Raw genomic sequence first — 18,168 nt, 5'->3', positions numbered from 1 at the left:
GATGTGTCCGCCGCAATTGCCGTGCCGGCATCGCAAGCGGGTTCCGGCGAACCCGACTGGTCACTGCGTTCTTGCGGCGTATCAGCCGTTTCGACGGTCAGTCGTTCTGAACGTGTGGGGACATCGGCGCCGTGGGGGCAATCCGGTCACGCAATCTGAATATCCTGCCGGCGGTCGTCGCCGCGATATCGGCGCTCGCTTTATCGGGCTGCGTCTCTTCGTTGACCGAGGCCGCTTACGGTATCGCGGCCGACGACGGGAGCCTCGACGCACCGGCGATTTCATTTGCCGGCAACACAATACATGCGGATGCGATGCCCGAGGACGGATCGCGGGTCCGCTTGCCCGCACAAAACACGCCCTGGGAGACCCTGTTGGTCGAGGCCGATACCGGTTCGCCGGCCGACACGCCGGATAACGCGCTAGGCGGCCGGAACGAAATCGTCGTGCACGCCTTTGCGGCGCCGGCGCGAAAGACGGGCAACCTGACGCGGCTGTATTCGACCGGCAAGGCCCGACCGCCGAAACCCATCGTCGATTTGGGCGGCCCGGGACAGACCGAACTTGGAAGTGGCGCGGTCGCCAACAAACGGGCGCCCGCGGCGCGCAGGTCGACGGATGATGCGGAACCTCCAGGTGCGCTGCTCGGTTCGCTCATTGGCGGCAAGGCAGCGGATGCCAGGCAGTCGAGGAAGGTTCACCTTGCCTCCGCAGCCGGCCTCGCGCGCCTCGTGCCGAACGGACTGCGGGTGCAGCATGAAGGCGTCGTGACCGCGTGCCTCAAGCCGGGCCTGTTGAGATTGCTGGCCGACGTGCGGCGCCATTACGGCCGCGAGGTCGTGATCACCTCCGGCTACCGCTCCGCAGAGCATCAGCGCCGCATCGGCGGCGTGCCCGGCTCCAGGCACATTACATGCGAAGCCGCCGACATCCAGGTGCCCGGTGTCACCAAGTGGGAACTGGCTCGCTACCTGCGCGCCCTGCCGGATCGCGGCGGTGTCGGAACCTACTGCCATACCAAGTCCGTGCACATCGATATCGGCAGCAAACGGGACTGGAACTGGGGCTGTAACCGACGCTGACAACAGCAGAAATCGGCATTGGAAAACAGCGTCACATTTTTTTCGAAAATGCAAAATTCCCGCTTGCGGGAATCCGACGACCTGACTATATAACCCCCACCGCGCGCCCTTCGTCTATCGGCTAGGACGCCAGATTTTCATTCTGGAAAGAGGGGTTCGATTCCCCTAGGGCGTGCCAGCTTCCCTTCATGTTATTGAGCTGCCAGGCGCATTGTTTTCGTCCGGCACTTGCCGGCGACGCTCAAGCCTGCGGCACCGCCGCATCGATCACCCGCAACTGCACGCGCCGGCTGCCCTGCCAGTGATTGACCGAGAGCGTGCCGGCGAAGTGGAAGCGCCGCCCCCTTCCCTCCATCAGCGCCCTTCCGAGATCGCTGTCGGCCGTGCGAAAGGCAATCGCGTCCAGCGCCTTGCCGGTCGTGTCGGCGAGCCGCAATTTGACATGATCCGCACCGACGATGCGCGCATCGGTCAGCTGGTGTTCCGGCAGCGCGAAGACCGGCTGCGGATGGCCGGCGCCGTAAGGGCCTGCATGGTCGAGCTGATCCAGAAGTTCCATGGTCGCCCCCGAGGCTGCAAGCGCCCCGTCGATCTTGACCGTCTGACCGGCGCGAAGCGCGCCGACGGTCGCTGCGGCGCACTCTTCGAAATAGGACCGCAGGGCGCCCAGCCGTTCGCGCTCGACGCTCAGCCCGGCGGCCATCTCGTGACCGCCGCCCTTGGTCGCAAGACCCTTTTCGACGGCATCGCGGACCATGCGCCCGAGATCGAATCCGGCGATGGACCGGCCCGATCCGGTGCCGTTGCCGGACGGATCGAACGCTATGGCAAAGGCCGGACGGCGGAACTCTTCCTTGAGCCGCGCGGCAACGATGCCGACAATGCCCGGGTGCCAGCCCTCGGATTCGGTCACGATAACCGATGGGCCGTCGCTGGTGCCGATTTCCGCCAGCGCTTCAGCCTTGGCTTCCTCGAGCATCGACTGCTCCATCGCCTGGCGTTCCTGGTTCAGGCGGTTGAGCGTCTCGGCAACCTGTTGCGCCTCCGCCGGATCGGAAAGCGTCAGAAGCCTGCTTCCCAATGCCGCGTCGCCGATGCGCCCTCCGGCATTGATGCGTGGACCGATCAGAAAACCGAGATGATAAGGCGTCACCGGCCCGTCAACACCGGCCACCCGCATCAGGGCAGCAAGTCCTGGATTGCCCATATGGCGCGCAGACAGCAGCCCCTTGACCACGTAGGCGCGGTTGAGGCCCCTGAGCGGAACCACGTCGCAAACGGTCGCCAGGGCGACAAGATCCAGCATGGTCAGAAGATCGAGTGACGACGCCCTGCCGTCGCCGCGCTTGCGCAGCTCGCGCAGCGTTGCGACCAGGAACAGAAAGACAAGGCCGGCCGCGCACAGGTGCCCCTGGCCGGACAGGTCGTCGTCCCGGTTCGGATTGACGAGCGCCGCACAGGGCGGCCGGTCCGGGCCGATCTGATGATGGTCGATCACCACCACGTCGATGCCGCGCTCATGCGCGCGTTCCAGCGCCGCGTGGCTGGTCGAGCCGCAATCGACGGTCAGGATCAGGCCGGCGCCCCGCTCGATCAGTTCGTCCATGGCGGCGGGATTGGGGCCATACCCTTCGAACACCCGGTCCGGAATATAGATCTCGCTGTCGGTGCCGAAATGGTCGAGAAACCGCTTGGTGAGAGAAGACGCAGCCGCGCCGTCGACGTCATAGTCGCCGAAAATCGCCACCCGTTCACCGAACGAAACCGCGTCGGCCAGCCGCGCGGCGGCCGCCTCCATGTCCTGGAGGCGCGAGGGATCCGGCATCAGGTCGCGCAACGCCGGTGTCAGGAACGTGGCGGCCTCCTCGTTGCTCACGCCGCGCCCGGCAAGGACCCTGGAAACGAGGTCGGGCATGCCGTGGGTCTGCGCGATCGCCAGCGCGCGGTTGATGCCGGCCGGGTCGAGACGCTGCACCCACCGCTGTCCCGACAACGATGCCTCGACATCCAGAAAGGCCGGTTGCCGGCCGGCTGCGGTGACCTCCAAGGCTCTTCTCCGATTCGACCACAAAGAGTACGGCAAACGGCCGATTGAGGTAAATCCGGCGGCCGGCGGAACAAAGCCGCCGGCGGATCAGTCAAATTTGCCGAGATCCTGGTGGCGCGCCTTGATCTCGCGGACCGTGCGCGATGACGAGCGCATGACGATGGTGTGGGTGACAATCGCGTCGCGGGCAAAGCGAACACCGCTCAGCATATTGCCGTCGGTGACGCCGGTCGCCGCGAACACGACATCGCCGCTCGCCATTTCCTCCAGGCCGTAGACTTTCAGCGGATCCTCGATGCCCATCGTCCTGGCCCGGGTGATCTTCTCTTCCGTGTTGAGCTGCAGGCGTCCCTGCATCTGGCCGCCGATGCAGCGCAGCGCAGCAGCCGCCAGCACACCCTCCGGCGCGCCGCCGATACCCATATAGATGTCGATACCGGTCTCGTCTGGATCGGTCGTGTGGATGACGCCGGCGACGTCACCGTCGCCGATCAGCCGGATCGCCGCCCCGGTCGCCCGAACCTCCTCGATCATGCGCGCATGGCGCGGACGGTCGAGAATGCAGGCCGTGACTTCCGCGACACTCACGCCCCTGGCCTTGGCGACGGCATTGATGTTTTCCGTCGGACTGGCATCGAGCGCCACCGTGCCCTCGGGAAAACCCGGCCCGATGGCAACCTTCTCCATATAAACATCCGGCGCGTAAAGCAGGCTGTCCTTCTCGGCAACCGCGATCACCGCCAAGGAGTTGGGCAGGTTCTTGGCGCAGATCGTCGTGCCTTCGAGCGGGTCCAGCGCGATATCGACCTCGGGCCCGTTGCCGGTGCCGACTTCCTCGCCGATATACAGCATCGGCGCCTCGTCGCGCTCGCCTTCGCCGATGACCACCCGTCCGTTTATCGGCAGCCGGTTCAACTCCTGGCGCATGGCGTCGACCGCAACCTGGTCCGCCTCCTTTTCATCGCCGCGTCCGCGGAGCCTGGCAGCCGCCACCGCGGCCCTTTCCGTGACACGCACGATCTCCAGTGTCAGGATACGATCAAGACTGCTTTCCCCGCCGGACTTACTCGCCATTTATCATGACCTCATTGTTTCGATTGCGGTTCTGATAGCCCGTTGCGCGATCAATTTGCAACGCCGGTTGACGGAATATGAAGGCAAAATCGCGCTTCTGGCGGGTTTGCTCACCGCTAAATCGATTAGTGCCGGATCGAGGTAAATAAAGGTGCCGAACCGTGGGGTGGAAAAAGGCCGCGAAGCGGCCCCCGGCGCACAAAAAAGCAGGCTGCCGAAGCAGCCTGCCCGGTCTCAGCGCTCCTTGAGACCGTTTGGTCCTAGAATTCGTCCCAACTGTCTTCGTCGACCGCCGCATTGCCGTGAAAGGCATGCACCCTGGCCGGCGCAACCTTGCCGCCTCGCCCGGCCGTCGGATGATCAACAGGACGCGGATCGGCGGCGCCGGCCGAGAGCCTGAATTGCCGAAGCAGGTCGTTCAGCGCCGCGGCCTCTGCCTCCAGCGTGTGGCTGGTGGCGGTTGCCTCCTCAACCATGGTGGCGTTGTGCTGCGTGCCCTGGTCGATCGTATTGACGGCCTGGTTGATTTCCTGCAGCCCGTTGGACTGTTCGTGCGAGGCCTGCACGATCGCCGACACGTGGTCGGTGACTTCGACGATTGCGCCGACAATTGACTTCAGCGCCTGCCCGGTTTCCGCCACGAGGTCGACCCCCGACTGCACCTGGCTCCCGGACGTGGTGATCAGGTCCTTGATCTCCTTCGCCGCGCTTGCCGAGCGCTGGGCAAGTTCCCTGACTTCCTGCGCGACGACGGCAAAGCCCTTGCCGGCCTCACCCGCCCGGGCGGCCTCAACCCCGGCATTGAGTGCCAGGAGGTTGGTCTGGAACGCGATGTCGTCGATCACGCCGATAATATTGGCGATCTGGTCGGAAGACTTCTTGATGTCGTCCATGGCGGATACGGCATTGTCCACCACAGCACCCGACTTTTCGGCCTCGGCTTGCGTGGACTGCGCCAACTTGCCGACCTCCTGGGCCCGTTCCGCCGTGGTCTTCACGGTCGACGTGATCTCCTCGACGGCGGCGGCCGTCTCTTCGACGGATGCGGCCTGTTGCTCGGTTCGCTTGGAAAGTTCATCGGAAGCGGCCTTGATCTCGGACGCGCCGCCCTTGATGGCCACGGCATTTGAGCCGACCTGGCTGAGCGCGCTTTCAAGTCTTTCGATCGAATGATTGAAATCCGTGCGCAGGCGCTCAAGCGATGGGATGAAAGGCGTTTCGATGCGCATCTGAAGGTCACCCTCGGCAAGGCTGTTCAGGCCGTCGCCGATTTCGTTGACTGCGCGAACTCTGCCGGTGATATCGGTCGCGAATTTCACAACCTTCATCACCTTGCCGTTCATGTCGAAGATCGGGTTGTAGGATGCCTGGATCCAGATTTCCTTGCCGCCCTTGGCGAAACGCTTGAATTCTTCGGATATGAACTCGCCGCCACCCAGACGCTGCCAGAACTGCTGATATTCGTGCGAATTGGCATATTCGGGATCCACGAACATCCGGTGGTGCCTGCCGACGATCTCGTCCAGGCCATACCCGACGGCTCCGCAGAAGTTCTCGTTGGCGGTCAGAATATTGCCGGTGACGTCAAACTCGATGACTGCCTGGGCACGCGAAATGGCCTCGATCTTACCGGCGTCATCGGCGGCTCTGAACTTTGCCTCCGTTATATCGGAGGCGAACTTGATCACCTTGTAGGCACGTCCGTTGCGTCCCAGCACCGGATTGTAGGTGGCCTGAATCCAGATTTCCTTGCCGTCCTTGCGGTACCGGCAGTATTCGCCGGCATCGAATTCGCCGTTTTTGAGCCGCGACCAGAAATCCTGATAGTCTTTCGATGCTGCTTCCTGCGGGTCGACGAAGATCCTGTGATGCCTGCCTACGATCTCGCTGTGGTCGTATCCGACCGCGCTGCAGAAATTCTGGTTCGCATCGAGAATATTGCCGTCGACATCGAACTCGATAATTGCCAGGGACTTGTGAAGCGCCGAAAGGACCGACGCGGAATCCGAAGAAAGAAAGCTTGTTTTGCCAATGCTCATGATGTCACCCCTTAGATCAATTACCGAGCATAACTTTCGGTAAGGTGACACCCGTATCCGTCCCGCAGTCAGCGACCGACACGCGGCACAATTGAATATCAATCATGCCGGGCGGTGCGTGCTGTGTGGCTGAAGATACTTGAGAGATGACCACCCAGTACCGAATGGCTCATCATGAACGTTGATATACTTTCGATCGATTTCATTCGACCGCATCCAAACCCGACCAAAGGCTAGCTTTATATTGGTAAATAAGAAGTTACCGAAGCAAACAAAACCAATACGCAGCAATTTTTACTTACTAATACTTGGTTGTATCTGGCGTATATTCAATTATCGGTTGGTGCATCGACAGGCGCGAGAAACCCCGCAGCGGGCATTGGAGGGCCTAGCTTTCGGGCCGCTCGATACGGATAACCTGTGGCTTGTCAATGAGATAGCCGTCAGAAGATATGGACTCGACGGCCTGGCGGACCGAGGCCTCCATCGTCGCATGGGTCACCAGGATGACGGTCTTCTTGTCGCCATTTCCGTTTTGGGTCGGACGCTGGACAATGGACTCCAGCGATATCCCGTTGTCCGACATGTGTTTGGCAAGGCTGGCGAACACGCCGGTCTTGTCCTCGACGGTCAGTCGAATGAAGTAACCGCCCTCATGGCTGCGCATGCGCGCCCGCACATAGGGATCGAGATGCACCGCCGGGCGCCCGAGGACGGGGCCGTGCTGGTGTCCCGGACGGCTCTTGGCGATGTCGGCGATATCGCCCATGACGGCCGACGCCGTTGCGTCGCCGCCGGCGCCCGGCCCGGACATCATCAGTTCGCCCAGAACGTCGGCATCGATCGCCACTGCGTTGGTCACGCCGTCCACCTGTGCGATGACGGAGTTCTTGGGCACCATCGTCGGATGGACCCGTTGCTCGATACCGGAATCGGTGCGCTGCGCAACGCCCAGCAGCTTGATGCGGAAACCCAGATCGTCGGCCGCACGGATGTCCTCGATCGAGATGTTGGAAATCCCTTCAAGGTAAATGTCGTCGGGGGCGATCCGTGTGCCGAAGGCAATGCTGGTCAGCAGCGCCAGCTTGTGCGCCGTGTCGTTGCCCTCGACGTCGAAGGTCGGGTCGGCCTCGGCGTAACCAAGACGCTGTGCTTCCTTCAGGCATTCCTCGAAGGACATGCCCGCCCGCTCCATCTCGGTAAGGATGTAGTTGCACGTTCCGTTCAGGATCCCGAATACACGCGAAATGCTGTTGCCGGTCAGCGATTCGCGCATCGCCTTGATTACCGGAATTCCGCCGGCGACGGCGGCTTCGAAATTCAGCAGGACGCCGCGCTCTTCGGCAATGCTGGCAAGGTCGACACCGTGACGCGCGAGCAGCGCCTTGTTGGCGGTTACCGCATGGCAGCCGCGTTGCAAAGCAGCGCGCACCGACGCCAATGCCGGATCCCCCTCCCCGCCGATCAGTTCGACGAAGACATCGATCTCGGCATCGCGCGCCATTTCGACCGGATCGGCATAGAACTGCGCACCCGAGAGGTCGACGCCACGATCCTTGCCCGGATCGCGTGCACTGACGGCGACGATGTCGATCGGCCTGCCGCAGATATCCGCCAGCTTGTTGTGGCGGCTCATGAGGATTCGGGCCAGCGACGCACCGACGGTTCCGAGGCCCGCAATGCCGATACGGAGGGCATCTGCCATAGTCACGCGATCCAATTGTTCAATTGCCGCGCCGCATTGCGCAATGCCGGCGCGCGAAGGGTTGATAAGTCTCGGCTAGCGCCGCGTGTTCAATTGGACGACGTTTTGCATGCTTTCGTCTTTGGACGCAAGAAAACGTTTGATGTTGCGCGCCGCCTGGCGGATGCGATGCTCGTTCTCGACAAGCGCGATGCGCACATAATCGTCCCCGTACTCGCCGAAACCGACGCCGGGAGCCACGGCGACGTCCGCCTTCTCGATCAGCAACTTGGAGAATTCCAGCGAGCCGATCTCCCGGAAACGCTCCGGCACCGGCGCCCAGGCGAACATGGTCGCCTGCGGTGCGGGTACGTCCCAGCCGGCATTGGCGAAGGATTCGACCATGACATCGCGGCGGCGGCGATAGGTGTCGCGCACCATCTCTATTTCCGATCCGTCGCCATTGAGCGCCGTTGTCGCCGCGACCTGGATCGGTGTGAAGGCGCCGTAGTCGAGATAGGATTTCACCCGCGACAGGGCCGCGATCAGACGTTCATTGCCGACGGCAAATCCCATGCGCCAGCCCGGCATTGAGAACGTTTTCGACATCGAGGTGAATTCCACCGCGACGTCGATGGCACCCGGAACCTCCAGAACCGACGGCGGCGGCGTATCGCAGTAGTAGAGTTCGGCATAGGCCAGGTCGGAAAGGATGATGATGTCGTGTCGACGCGCGAACGCGACAACGTCCTTGTAGAAATCCGGATCCGCCACATGCGCTGTCGGGTTCGAGGGGTAGTTGAGGATCAACGCCAGCGGTTTCGGGATCGAATGGCGCACAGCCCGTTCCAGGGAATAAAAGAAGCTGTCGTCCGGTTCGACTGTCATCGACCGGATCACGCCTCCCGACATGATGAATCCGAACGCGTGGATCGGATAGGTGGGATTGGGACACAGGACCACGTCGCCCGGCGCGGTGATCGCCTGCGCCATGTTGGCGAAGCCTTCCTTGGAGCCGAGCGTCGCGACGACCTGGGCATCGGGATCGAGCTTCACGCCGAAACGCCGCTCGTAATAACGCGCCTGCGCCTTGCGCAACCCCGGAATGCCCTTGGAGGTGGAGTAGCGGTGGGTGCGCGGGTCCTGCACGACCTCGCACAGCTTGTCGACGATCGATTGCGGCGTCGGCAGGTCCGGGTTGCCCATCCCCAGATCGATGATGTCGGCGCCGGCCGCTCGCGCGCTTGCCTTCAGGCGGTTGACCTGTTCGAAGACATAGGGCGGCAGGCGGCGGACTTTGTGAAACTCTTCCATGACATTCTCGATTGGTTTGAACGGCAAGGCCGGCTTATGCGCTTATTATGGCATAAAATGCAACATCACGCCGTTTCGGGGCCTATTCGTTCTCGATTTCGTCTTTTGTTTCAATACCGTGGGACTCGGCGATTTTCTTCAGCTCGTTGTAGCGCGCATTGTAGGCGGTGCTGGCGTCGCCGCCTCGACCGCGTGCCGCCTTGATGGCTTCCATTTCGGCCTGGATGGCCCGCTTGTCCGCTTCGCTCAGCTGTTCGGTCGCGCCTCTCGGCATCACGGCGAATGTCGGGAACGCCTCGTTGCGCAGCGCGCCCTCACTGACGAAACTGTTGTCGCGGACCGTCCGTTGCCCCTCGGGGCCGGATACGGAACCGTCGGCCTGCTTCGAATTGTCGCCGGTCTCGGCGAGCGGATCCGTGTTATCGGGGATGAAAGCGGACGGCGGCGCCGCCTCCTCCAGGTTGGCGGAAACGCAGCCTGCGAGAATCGCCATCGGGAGCAGTATCGCGCCAAGGATGGGACCGGCGCCTTTGTTTGCGGGCTTTTTCGACACGTGCATTGATCCGTTTTGTTGCAAAATACACCATTCGGCAGTGATTTGGGTGTATTATATTATTGTCCTAATTGCAGAATAAAGATGTCGGTCAAACAACCGGCCGTCGATATGGGGCGATGTCAGCTCCGGGGAGGAATAAGTGGCAGAGAAGAAGGACCGCACGCGCCGCGGAAATTCAAAGGGCGAGACCGCCGCCGGAAAACAGAATTCCAAGACTGCCAAGCGTGGGGACGCAAAGACGAAGGGTCAGACGGCGAAGCCGCGTGCTGCCAAGCCGAAGACTGCCGCGCGGGACACGGTCAAGCGCAAGACGGCCAAACCACAGGCGGCCAACACCCCGGCCGCCGAGCAGATTTCAGCCACGCAACGGAGCGAGAAGAAGACCGGCAACGGGCCGGACATCACCAGCCTTTCCGCGATCGAGCCCTTCGTCGTCAAGGATCCCGAGGCGATGGCCCGGAACATGGCGCACGTGGTCGAGGAACTCGGGCGCGCAGCCTCCGCCTGGGTGTCGCCCCGCGAAACCGGTGAAAAGAGGGACAGCATTGCCGGTCCCGCGACCGACATGGTCAAAACCTTCTCGAAACTCTCGGAATATTGGCTTTCCGATCCGAAACGCGCCGTCGAGGCGCAGACGCATCTTTTGGCCAGCTATTTCGACATCTGGTCGAGCTCCATCCGCAAAATGTCCGGCGAGGAGACCGAAGACCCGGCCGCCAGCCATCTCGGCGACAGGCGGTTTGCCGACGAGGACTGGCAGAACAACGCCTTTTTCAGCTTCCTGCGCCAGGCGTACTGGGTGACGGCCGACTGGGCCGACAAGCTCGTCAAGGACGCCGACGGGCTGGATGACCACACGCGGCACAAGGCGCAGTTTTACGTCAAGCAGCTGACAAGCGCGCTTTCGCCGACCAATTTCGTGCTGACCAATCCGGAGGTCTACAAGGAGACCGTCGCGCAGAGCGGCGAGAACCTGGTGCGCGGCATGCGCATGCTGGCCGAGGACATTGAGGCCGGCCACGGCGATCTGCGGCTGCGCCAGTCTGACTACAACAAGTTCGCCGTCGGCGAGAACCTCGCAATGACGCCAGGCAAAGTGATCGCCCAGAGCGATATCTGCCAGGTCATCCAGTACGAACCCGTCACCGACAGGGTGCTGAAACGGCCGCTGCTGATCTGTCCACCGTGGATCAACAAGTTCTATATTCTCGACCTCAATCCGCAAAAGTCCTTCATTCACTGGGCCGTCGAGCAAGGCCACACGGTCTTCGTGATATCGTGGGTCAACCCGGATGAGCGCCACGCGGACAAGGACTGGGAGGCCTATGGCCGCGAGGGCATTGGCTTTGCGGTGGACACGATCGAGAGAGTCACCGGCGAGGACAAGATCAACGCCATCGGCTACTGCGTCGGCGGCACGCTTCTGGCGGCGACGCTCGCCCTGTTGGCGAAGGAGGGCGACGACCGCATCGCCTCGGCGACATTCTTCACCACCCAGGTCGATTTCGTGAATGCCGGCGACCTCAAGGTGTTCGCCGATGCCGAAAACATCGATTCCATCGAGGCAAGCATGAAGGAGCACGGTTATCTCGACGGCTCCAAGATGGCGACCGCCTTCAACATGCTGCGCGCCTCGGAATTGATCTGGCCCTACGTGGTCAACAATTATCTGAAGGGCAAGGAGCCGATGCCCTTCGACCTGCTTTACTGGAACTCCGACGCGACCCGCATGCCGGCGGCGAACCACTCCTATTATCTGCGCAATTGCTACCTGGAGAACAACCTCTCCAACGACCGCATGGTGCTCGGCGGCAAGAAGATATCGCTGAAGGACGTGACGATCCCCGTCTACAACCTGGCGACCCGCGAGGACCATATCGCGCCGGCCAAGTCGGTCTTCATCGGCTGCCGCTCCTTCGGCGGCAAGGTCACCTATGTCATGGCGGGATCCGGTCATATTGCCGGTGTCGTCAATCCGCCCGAAAAGAAGAAATACCAGTACTGGACCGGCGGCAAACCGGCCGGCGATTTCGACGCCTGGGTTGAAAAGGCCAAGGAGCACCCCGGCTCCTGGTGGCCGCACTGGGACGCCTGGATCCGCAAGCAGGACGACGAGGAGGTCGATGCGCGTCAACCGGGCGGCGGCAAGCTGAACGCCATCGAGGACGCGCCGGGAAGTTTCGTGCGGGTGCGCGTCTGAGCGGTTCCCCTTGCGCCCCTCTTATAATATGAGGGGCCATGAAGTTCCCGAATCCGCTCGTTCCCGCTACGCTGATCAAACGCTACAAACGCTTCCTCGTCGATGCCGAGCTGGCGGACGGCAGCGCCATCACCGGCTCGTGCCCCAACACCGGATCGATGCTTGGCCTGACAACACCCGGATCGCGCATCTGGCTGTCCGAGCACGACAGCCCGACGCGCAAGTACCGCCACGCGCTGGAACTGGTCGAGGCCGATGGAACCACGGTCGGCATCAATACGGGGCTGCCCAACAAAATTGTCGAGGAAGCAATTGCCGAAGGCGCCGTCGCGCCGCTGGCTGACTACGGCGACATGCGGCGCGAGCAGAAATACGGCAAGAATTCCCGCATCGACCTGCTGCTGACGGACAGCGCTCGCCCGCCCGCCTATGTCGAGGTCAAGAACGTGCATTTCATCCGCTCGCCCGGGCTTGCCGAGTTTCCGGACAGCCCGACGAAGCGCGGCGCCAAGCACCTCGAGGAACTGGGGAACATGGTTGAAGCCGGCAATCGCGCCGTTATGGTCTACCTGATCCAGCGTTCCGACTGCGAAAAGTTGAAAATCTGCCGCGATCTCGATAGCAATTACGGGACGGCATTTGACAGGGCCATCGCGCGCGGGGTTGAAGCCATTGCCATGCGATGCCACATCACGCCCGAGGAAATCCGTTTCGACCGGCTGGTACCCATCGATGAGCCGGGTCTGTGAGGACATAAAGTGGTCAGTTACATCGAAGCCATCGCGGCACCGAAGAAGAACAACGGACAGGTCAAGCTGCACGGGCCGGAGGGATTTGCCGGCATGCGCAAGGCCGGCCAGCTCACGGCGCGGTGCCTCGACGAACTTGTGTCCATCGTCAAGCCGGGCGTGACCACGGCGTCGATCGACAGGTTCGTGTTCGAATTCGGCATGGACCACGGCGCCGTCCCCGCGACGCTAAACTATCGCGGCTACACGCACTCCTGCTGCACGTCGGTGAACCACGTGGTCTGTCACGGGTTTCCCAGCGAGAAGCCGCTGCGCGAGGGCGATATCGTCAATATCGATGTCACCTACGTCCTCGACGGCTGGCACGGCGATTCAAGCCGCATGTATCCGGTGGGCCAGATCAAACGGGCCGCCCAGAGGCTGATGGAAGTCACCCATGAATCGCTGATGCGCGGCATCGCGGCCGTGCGGCCGGGCGCCCGCACCGGCGCCATCGGCGAGGCGATCCAGCGCTATGCGGAAGCGGAACGCTGCTCGGTCGTCCGCGATTTTTGCGGACACGGTCTCGGCCAGCTTTTCCATGACGTCCCGAACATCCTGCACTACGGCCGCGCCCACGAGGGTGTCGAGCTGCGCGAAGGCATGATCTTCACCATCGAGCCGATGATCAATCTCGGCAAGCCGCATGTGAAGGTGCTGTCTGACGGCTGGACCGCGGTCACGCGCGACCGTTCGCTGACGGCGCAGTACGAGCACTCGGTCGGTGTGACCGCCGATGGCTGTGAAATCTTCACCCTCTCACCCGCCGGCCTGTTCGCGCCCGGTCTCGAACTTTCCGAAAAGTAGGAGACGCCCCTGCCCGAGCCCGCTGACAGTGCCCGGCACAAGGGTCACCGGGATCGGCTGAGGCAGCGTTTCCAGAACGCCGGGCCGGAAGCGCTGGCGGACTACGAGCTGCTGGAACTGCTGCTCTTCCGCCTGATTCCCAGGCGCGACACCAAGCCGGTCGCCAAGGCTTTGCTTGAAAAATTCGGCTCGCTTTCCGAAGTTCTCGGCGCGCCGGAGACCCTGTTGCGGGAAGTGCCGGGTGTCGGCGACACCGTGGCGGCCGATCTCAAGGTGATAGCCGCCCTCACCCGGCGCATGCTGCAGGCGCGCATCCTCGACCGCCCGGTTCTCGCTTCCTGGTCCGCGGTGGTCGAATACTGCAAATCGGCCATGGCTTATGAGCGGCGCGAGCAGTTCCGCATCCTGTTTCTGGACAAGAAGAACCGGCTGATCGCCGACGAGGTTCAGCAGAGCGGAACGGTCGATCACACGCCGGTCTACCCGCGCGAGGTCGTCCGCCGGGCCCTGGAGCTATCCGCAACCGCAATCATTCTGGTGCACAACCATCCGTCGGGTGATCCGACGCCGTCCCGCGCCGACGTGGAAATGACCCACCGCATCATCGAAGCCGCGAACCCGCTGGATATAACCATCCACGATCACATCATCATCGGCCGCGACGGCCATGCCAGCCTCAAGGGCCTGTCGCTGATTTGAGACGGGCACAAAAAAGGCCGCTGTCGCAAGCGGCCTTTTGTTTCCATTGCCCGACGCTTATTCCTTGTCGGCGGCCTTCTTGGCCGGTGCCTTTTTCTTTGCCGGCGCCTTCTTCTTCGGCGCGGCCTTCTTCTTGGCCGGCTTCGCCGCGGCTTTCACTTCCTCTTCGTCATCGGCCATCAGCTCTTCCTTGCTGACGGTCTGGTCGGTGACGTCCGCCTCGGCGATGATGTGGTCGATGACCTTTTCCTCGAAGATCGGCGCGCGCAGCTGGGCGACGGCATCCGGCGTCTTCTGGAAATACTCCATGACCTGCTGTTCCTGGCCCGGATACTGGCGCACCTGGTCGTAGACCGCGCGCTGCATTTCCTCGTCGGTTACGCTGATTTCGGCCTTCTCGCCGATCTGCGACAGAACCAGTCCGAGGCGAACCCGGCGCTCGGCCAGCTTGCGGTAATCTTCCCGTGCTGCCTCTTCGGTCGTGTCCTCGTCCTCGAAGCTCTTGCCCGACTGTTCCAGGTCCTGCGTGATCTGGCCCCAGATGTTGTTGAACTCGACTTCGAGCAGGCCTTCGGGCGTGTCGAACTTGTACTCTTCGTCAAGGGCATCGAGGATCTGGCGCTTGATCTTCTGGCGGGTGAACTGGCCGTACTGGCTCTCGATCTGCTCGCGCACGACCTCACGCAGGCGTTCTGCCGATTCCAGGCCGAGCGTCTTGGCAAGCTCGTCGTCGATGACCAGCTCGCCGGCCGCTGCAACGTCCTTGACCGTAACGTCGAAGGTCGCCTCCTTGCCTGCGAGATGCGCCGCCTGGTAGTCCTCGGGAAAGGTCACGGTGATGGTCTTCTCGTCGCCGGCCTTGACGCCGACGAGCTGCTCCTCGAAGCCGGGAATGAAGCTGCCGGATCCGAGGACGAGATTGGCGTCGTTGTCGGCGCCGCCGTCGAACGGCTCGCCGTCGACCTTGCCGACATAATCCATCGTCACACGGTCGCCGTCGGCGGCCTTGCCCTTCTTGGTCTCGTAGCTGCGGGCGCTCTCGGCAACCCGCTTAACCTGTTCTTCGACCTCGTCCTCGGGAATATCGACGACCTGGCGGTTCAGCTTCAGCTTGGAAACGTCGCCGACCTCGAACTCCGGGATCACCTCGTAGGACATGGAGAACTCGAAATCGGCCTTGGCGTCGAGAATCTCGTTGGCCTCGGCTTCGTCCTCGGTCATGGTGATCTGCGGACGCGTCGCCGACTTCTCGCCGCGCTCGGAGAGGATCTCGGTCGGCTTCTCGTTGATCATCTCGTTGACGAGTTCGGCCATGATCGACTTGCCGTAGACCTTGCGCAGATGGGCGATCGGCACCTTGCCGGGGCGAAAGCCGTTGAGACGGACCTTATCCTTGGCGTCGATGAGACGCTCGTTCATCTGCGTTTCCATGTCCTTGGCCGGAACCACGACCTTGATCTCGCGCTTCAGTCCTTCAGACAGCGTTTCTGTAACCTGCATTTTCCAACCTTCAATTTCCTGGCCGCCGCGACCGGCCGTTGCGGCGGCCGGTGCGATGCCCTTTTGCCTGCCAAGTGCGGCAGCGGTTTGTCCGGACGCCAATACCCGGGCATTCGCGGTACAGCGTCGTTGAATTTATTGACTTTTTCCACGTTGCGCCTGCCGGATCAAACGATCCGGCCACGCTTCTCGCGGTTGCCGCCAACGGGCGTTCGCCGGGCAATAGCAAATTGGTTGCATGCCCGCAACGTTAAACCGCCGCCCGACAGTCGCAGCGGCCAGTTTTTCCGCGTTACCGGGCGAGGCAGGTTATTGTAACACAGCGTATCGCCAGCCGCCGTAGCCAAGCTACGCTTCTTGGAGCAGCTGACTCTTAATCAGCGGGTCCAAACATCTACCGTCTTTCAGAGGGCTTTTCGTTTTTACGAAACCAGTCGGCAAGTGTCTTTTCGTCGACCGAACCATCGGCAACGCCCATGATCATTGTGAAAATGTCGCGTTGATCGGGAGCGCAGGTAACGCCGTTCCTTTGCAGGAAAGAGACGGCCACAAGATAAGCGACACGTTTGTTTCCATCGGTGAAGGGGTGTGTTGTGGCTATGCCGAAACAATACGCCGCCGCAAGGTCAAACAAATCCGGCGACGGCGTTTCGTAGAGCCACTTGTTCACGGGTCTGAAAAGAGCTGCATTGAGGCGGTTGTCGTCGGCGATATCCGGCGGTGCGCCGCCAAAAAGACGATGTGACTCCAGACTGATGCCTATTGCGGCGCTCGACGGAACCCAGTTCGGTTCTTTGGCGCCCGCCATCTATTTGGCGAGTTCCCGCAGTGCTTCACGGTCACGAGCCATGATGTCCCGCGCAATCTCCATATACTCAGCCAATTCGGGATCGTAGGGCGTCAGGAGCACACCGTCCCGCGTTTGTATTCCAAATAGCGTATCGCCCTCTTTTACATTCAGCTGACCAAGGATTTCCTTCGGTATCGTCGCAACGACGGAGTTACCTGCCTTTCGAAGTTTGAATTCGAGCATAGTTCCACCTCATTTGTATATACGAATAGTAATACAAATGTATATACAAGGCAAGGCCGGACCATTGCCGGTCGCCGCGGAATCTATCAGGCAAGCCGGGCCGGCAGCCGGCTGTAGCCGCGGAAACGGATGCGGCCGCTGCGCTCCGCACCGTCCGCGATGGTGTAATCGGGATAGCGCTCAAGGAATCGGCCGATGCCGATGCGGCCCTCCATCCTTGCAAGGCTCAGCCCGACGCAGGTGTGCGGGCCACTGGCGAAGGCGAGATGACGGTTCGGCCGCCGGTCGAGCATCACCACATCCGGATCGTCGAACTGTTTGGGGTCGCGGTTGGCGGCACCGATGCACAGATGCAGGTCCGTGCCGGCGGCGACCGGCTCACCGCCGATCGTCACTTCCTCCGTCGTCAGCCGGTTGCCGAACTGGTTGGGGCTTTCGAGCCGCAGGAACTCGTCCACCGCCGTCGGCATCAGTCCGGGGTTGTCGATCAGCGCCGCCCGCGCCTCCCGGTTCCGGTCGAGCAGCGCCAGCGCATTGCCGATCAGATTGGTGGTGGTCTCGTGGCCGGCATTCAGAATGAAGATGCAGTTCTGGTAGAGCTCGACCTCGCTGAGACCGCCGTCGATATCCGACTGGATCAGCCGCGTCAGCACGTCGACCTCCGGATCGCCCGGACGCGCCCGCCGTTCGGCGACGATCTCGCGCAGCAGGGCGACGAAGTCGGTGACCGCGCGGTTGCCCCTTTCGTGCTGTTCCGGCGTCAGCCTCGGCTCCAGCGCGCCGAGGATCGCCAGAGACCATTCGCGCAAGGGCTCGCGCGCCGGGCGCGGCAGGTCGAGAAGGTTGCCGATCACCTCGATCGGGATCGCCCCGGCAAAATCCGCGATCAGTTCGACGCTTTGCCGGCCCTCCATGCGCTCGAGCAGGTCGTCGACCAGGGCGATCAGCCCGGGCTCCATGTGTTTCAGCGCCCGCGGGTTCATCGCCCCGACCATCACCTGGCGCACGCGCGTGTGCAGCGGCGGGTCGTTGAACACCAGCGACGTGGTGTGGTGCTCGTAAAGCGGCGTCTCGGCGCCGTATTTGGGCGCGAATACCTTCTTCTTGTCCGAGATGAAACGCCGCGTGTCGCGGTAGATCGTCTCGAGATCGTCAAAGCGAGACAGCACAACCGACCCGTCGGCCTGGCGGCAGACCGGTGCCTCCTCGCGCAGGTACCGGTAGGTCGGATAGGGGTTGTCGACGAATTCAGCCGATGGCTTTGTGATATCAAACATGTGTCGCCAGTATTACCGTGCGCGGCCGGCCTCATCCCGCCGCGCGCCCAGCGAATACGACACATTTG

General features: G+C 62.2%; 14 protein-coding genes, 1 tRNA gene and 1 pseudogene. 6 read left to right on the top strand and 10 right to left on the bottom strand.

From position 1 onward, the window contains the following. Window positions 1–131: 131 nt before the first annotated feature. Both E4M07_RS05195 and E4M07_RS05190 read left to right on the top strand, forming a co-directional pair. Complete coding sequence (locus E4M07_RS05195) at window positions 132–1,082, top strand: D-Ala-D-Ala carboxypeptidase family metallohydrolase (RefSeq protein WP_246660362.1); 951 nt, start codon at window positions 132–134, stop codon at window positions 1,080–1,082. A 103-nt stretch (window positions 1,083–1,185) separates the two neighbouring features. Further along, window positions 1,186–1,260 (top strand) — tRNA-Glu (locus E4M07_RS05190). 63 nt (window positions 1,261–1,323) lie between these two features. Here E4M07_RS05190 and recJ read toward each other — a convergent pair. The 6 genes from recJ to E4M07_RS05160 form a co-directional block, all read right to left on the bottom strand. After that, window positions 1,324–3,129 carry a single-stranded-DNA-specific exonuclease RecJ gene (gene recJ, locus E4M07_RS05185; protein WP_136657198.1) on the bottom strand — a complete coding sequence of 602 codons (1,806 nt, stop codon included), beginning with the start codon at window positions 3,127–3,129 and terminating at the stop codon, window positions 1,324–1,326. Between the two features lie 87 nt (window positions 3,130–3,216). Next, window positions 3,217–4,203 (bottom strand): class II fructose-bisphosphatase, encoded by a 987-nt coding sequence (gene glpX / locus E4M07_RS05180; protein ID WP_136657197.1) that lies wholly within the window; start codon window positions 4,201–4,203, stop codon window positions 3,217–3,219. Between the two features lie 260 nt (window positions 4,204–4,463). After that, window positions 4,464–6,242 carry a methyl-accepting chemotaxis protein gene (locus E4M07_RS05175; protein ID WP_136657196.1) on the bottom strand — a complete coding sequence of 593 codons (1,779 nt, stop codon included), beginning with the start codon at window positions 6,240–6,242 and terminating at the stop codon, window positions 4,464–4,466. 388 nt (window positions 6,243–6,630) lie between these two features. Further along, a complete protein-coding gene (locus E4M07_RS05170; RefSeq protein ID WP_136657195.1) occupies window positions 6,631–7,947 on the bottom strand; it encodes a homoserine dehydrogenase in 1,317 nt (438 codons plus the stop codon). Between the two features lie 75 nt (window positions 7,948–8,022). After that, the gene (locus E4M07_RS05165; protein WP_136657194.1) at window positions 8,023–9,240 is read right to left on the bottom strand and encodes an LL-diaminopimelate aminotransferase; all 1,218 of its coding nucleotides are present in this window, start codon (window positions 9,238–9,240) and stop codon (window positions 8,023–8,025) included. Window positions 9,241–9,322: 82 nt separating this feature from the next. Next, window positions 9,323–9,733 (bottom strand): hypothetical protein, encoded by a 411-nt coding sequence (locus E4M07_RS05160; protein WP_136657193.1) that lies wholly within the window; start codon window positions 9,731–9,733, stop codon window positions 9,323–9,325. 463 nt (window positions 9,734–10,196) lie between these two features. Here E4M07_RS05160 and phaC point away from each other — a divergent pair, with 463 nt between their 5' ends. From phaC to radC, 4 genes and pseudogenes are all read left to right on the top strand, one after another. Further along, window positions 10,197–11,996, top strand: a complete 1,800-nt coding sequence (phaC, locus tag E4M07_RS05155) for a class I poly(R)-hydroxyalkanoic acid synthase (RefSeq protein ID WP_246660381.1) — start codon at window positions 10,197–10,199, stop codon at window positions 11,994–11,996. A gap of 38 nt (window positions 11,997–12,034) precedes the next feature. Continuing rightward, window positions 12,035–12,745 carry a DNA/RNA nuclease SfsA gene (gene sfsA / locus E4M07_RS05150; protein WP_136657192.1) on the top strand — a complete coding sequence of 237 codons (711 nt, stop codon included), beginning with the start codon at window positions 12,035–12,037 and terminating at the stop codon, window positions 12,743–12,745. Between the two features lie 9 nt (window positions 12,746–12,754). Beyond that, complete coding sequence (map, locus tag E4M07_RS05145; protein WP_136657191.1) at window positions 12,755–13,591, top strand: type I methionyl aminopeptidase; 837 nt, start codon at window positions 12,755–12,757, stop codon at window positions 13,589–13,591. Between the two features lie 15 nt (window positions 13,592–13,606). Then, window positions 13,607–14,290 (top strand): annotated as a pseudogene (gene radC / locus E4M07_RS05140) (DNA repair protein RadC); the annotation flags it as partial. 57 nt (window positions 14,291–14,347) lie between these two features. On the opposite strand, the gene tig reads toward radC, so the two are convergent. The 4 genes from tig to E4M07_RS05120 all read right to left on the bottom strand — a co-directional run bounded on the left by tig (window position 14,348) and on the right by E4M07_RS05120 (window position 18,100). Next, the gene (gene tig, locus E4M07_RS05135) at window positions 14,348–15,790 is read right to left on the bottom strand and encodes a trigger factor (protein ID WP_136657189.1); all 1,443 of its coding nucleotides are present in this window, start codon (window positions 15,788–15,790) and stop codon (window positions 14,348–14,350) included. Window positions 15,791–16,184: 394 nt separating this feature from the next. Next, window positions 16,185–16,598 carry a type II toxin-antitoxin system death-on-curing family toxin gene (locus E4M07_RS05130; RefSeq protein ID WP_136657188.1) on the bottom strand — a complete coding sequence of 138 codons (414 nt, stop codon included), beginning with the start codon at window positions 16,596–16,598 and terminating at the stop codon, window positions 16,185–16,187. Next, window positions 16,599–16,823: an AbrB/MazE/SpoVT family DNA-binding domain-containing protein gene (locus tag E4M07_RS05125; RefSeq protein ID WP_136657187.1), complete on the bottom strand. Its 225-nt coding sequence runs from the start codon at window positions 16,821–16,823 to the stop codon at window positions 16,599–16,601. It abuts the gene before it with no gap. Between the two features lie 86 nt (window positions 16,824–16,909). Continuing rightward, complete coding sequence (locus E4M07_RS05120) at window positions 16,910–18,100, bottom strand: cytochrome P450 (RefSeq protein WP_136657186.1); 1,191 nt, start codon at window positions 18,098–18,100, stop codon at window positions 16,910–16,912. Between the last annotated feature and the right edge of the window lie 68 nt (window positions 18,101–18,168).

Source organism: Nitratireductor sp. XY-223, from assembly GCF_004959855.1.
Classification (GTDB): Bacteria; Pseudomonadota; Alphaproteobacteria; order Rhizobiales; family Rhizobiaceae; genus Hoeflea_A.
This window is presented reverse-complemented; position numbering and strand designations above follow the sequence as displayed.

What these genes read in the sequence shown, in the direction of transcription:
- E4M07_RS05125 (WP_136657187.1), bottom strand. Translation starts at nt 16,823, where the DNA reads ATGCTCGAATTCAAACTTCGAAAGGCAGGTAACTCCGTCGTTGCGACG.
- E4M07_RS05130 (WP_136657188.1), bottom strand. Translation starts at nt 16,598, where the DNA reads ATGGCGGGCGCCAAAGAACCGAACTGGGTTCCGTCGAGCGCCGCAATA.
- glpX (WP_136657197.1), bottom strand. Translation starts at nt 4,203, where the DNA reads ATGGCGAGTAAGTCCGGCGGGGAAAGCAGTCTTGATCGTATCCTGACA.
- E4M07_RS05120 (WP_136657186.1), bottom strand. Translation starts at nt 18,100, where the DNA reads ATGTTTGATATCACAAAGCCATCGGCTGAATTCGTCGACAACCCCTAT.
- sfsA (WP_136657192.1), top strand. Translation starts at nt 12,035, where the DNA reads ATGAAGTTCCCGAATCCGCTCGTTCCCGCTACGCTGATCAAACGCTAC.
- E4M07_RS05175 (WP_136657196.1), bottom strand. Translation starts at nt 6,242, where the DNA reads ATGAGCATTGGCAAAACAAGCTTTCTTTCTTCGGATTCCGCGTCGGTC.
- E4M07_RS05170 (WP_136657195.1), bottom strand. Translation starts at nt 7,947, where the DNA reads ATGGCAGATGCCCTCCGTATCGGCATTGCGGGCCTCGGAACCGTCGGT.
- E4M07_RS05160 (WP_136657193.1), bottom strand. Translation starts at nt 9,733, where the DNA reads ATGGCGATTCTCGCAGGCTGCGTTTCCGCCAACCTGGAGGAGGCGGCG.
- E4M07_RS05165 (WP_136657194.1), bottom strand. Translation starts at nt 9,240, where the DNA reads ATGGAAGAGTTTCACAAAGTCCGCCGCCTGCCGCCCTATGTCTTCGAA.
- tig (WP_136657189.1), bottom strand. Translation starts at nt 15,790, where the DNA reads ATGCAGGTTACAGAAACGCTGTCTGAAGGACTGAAGCGCGAGATCAAG.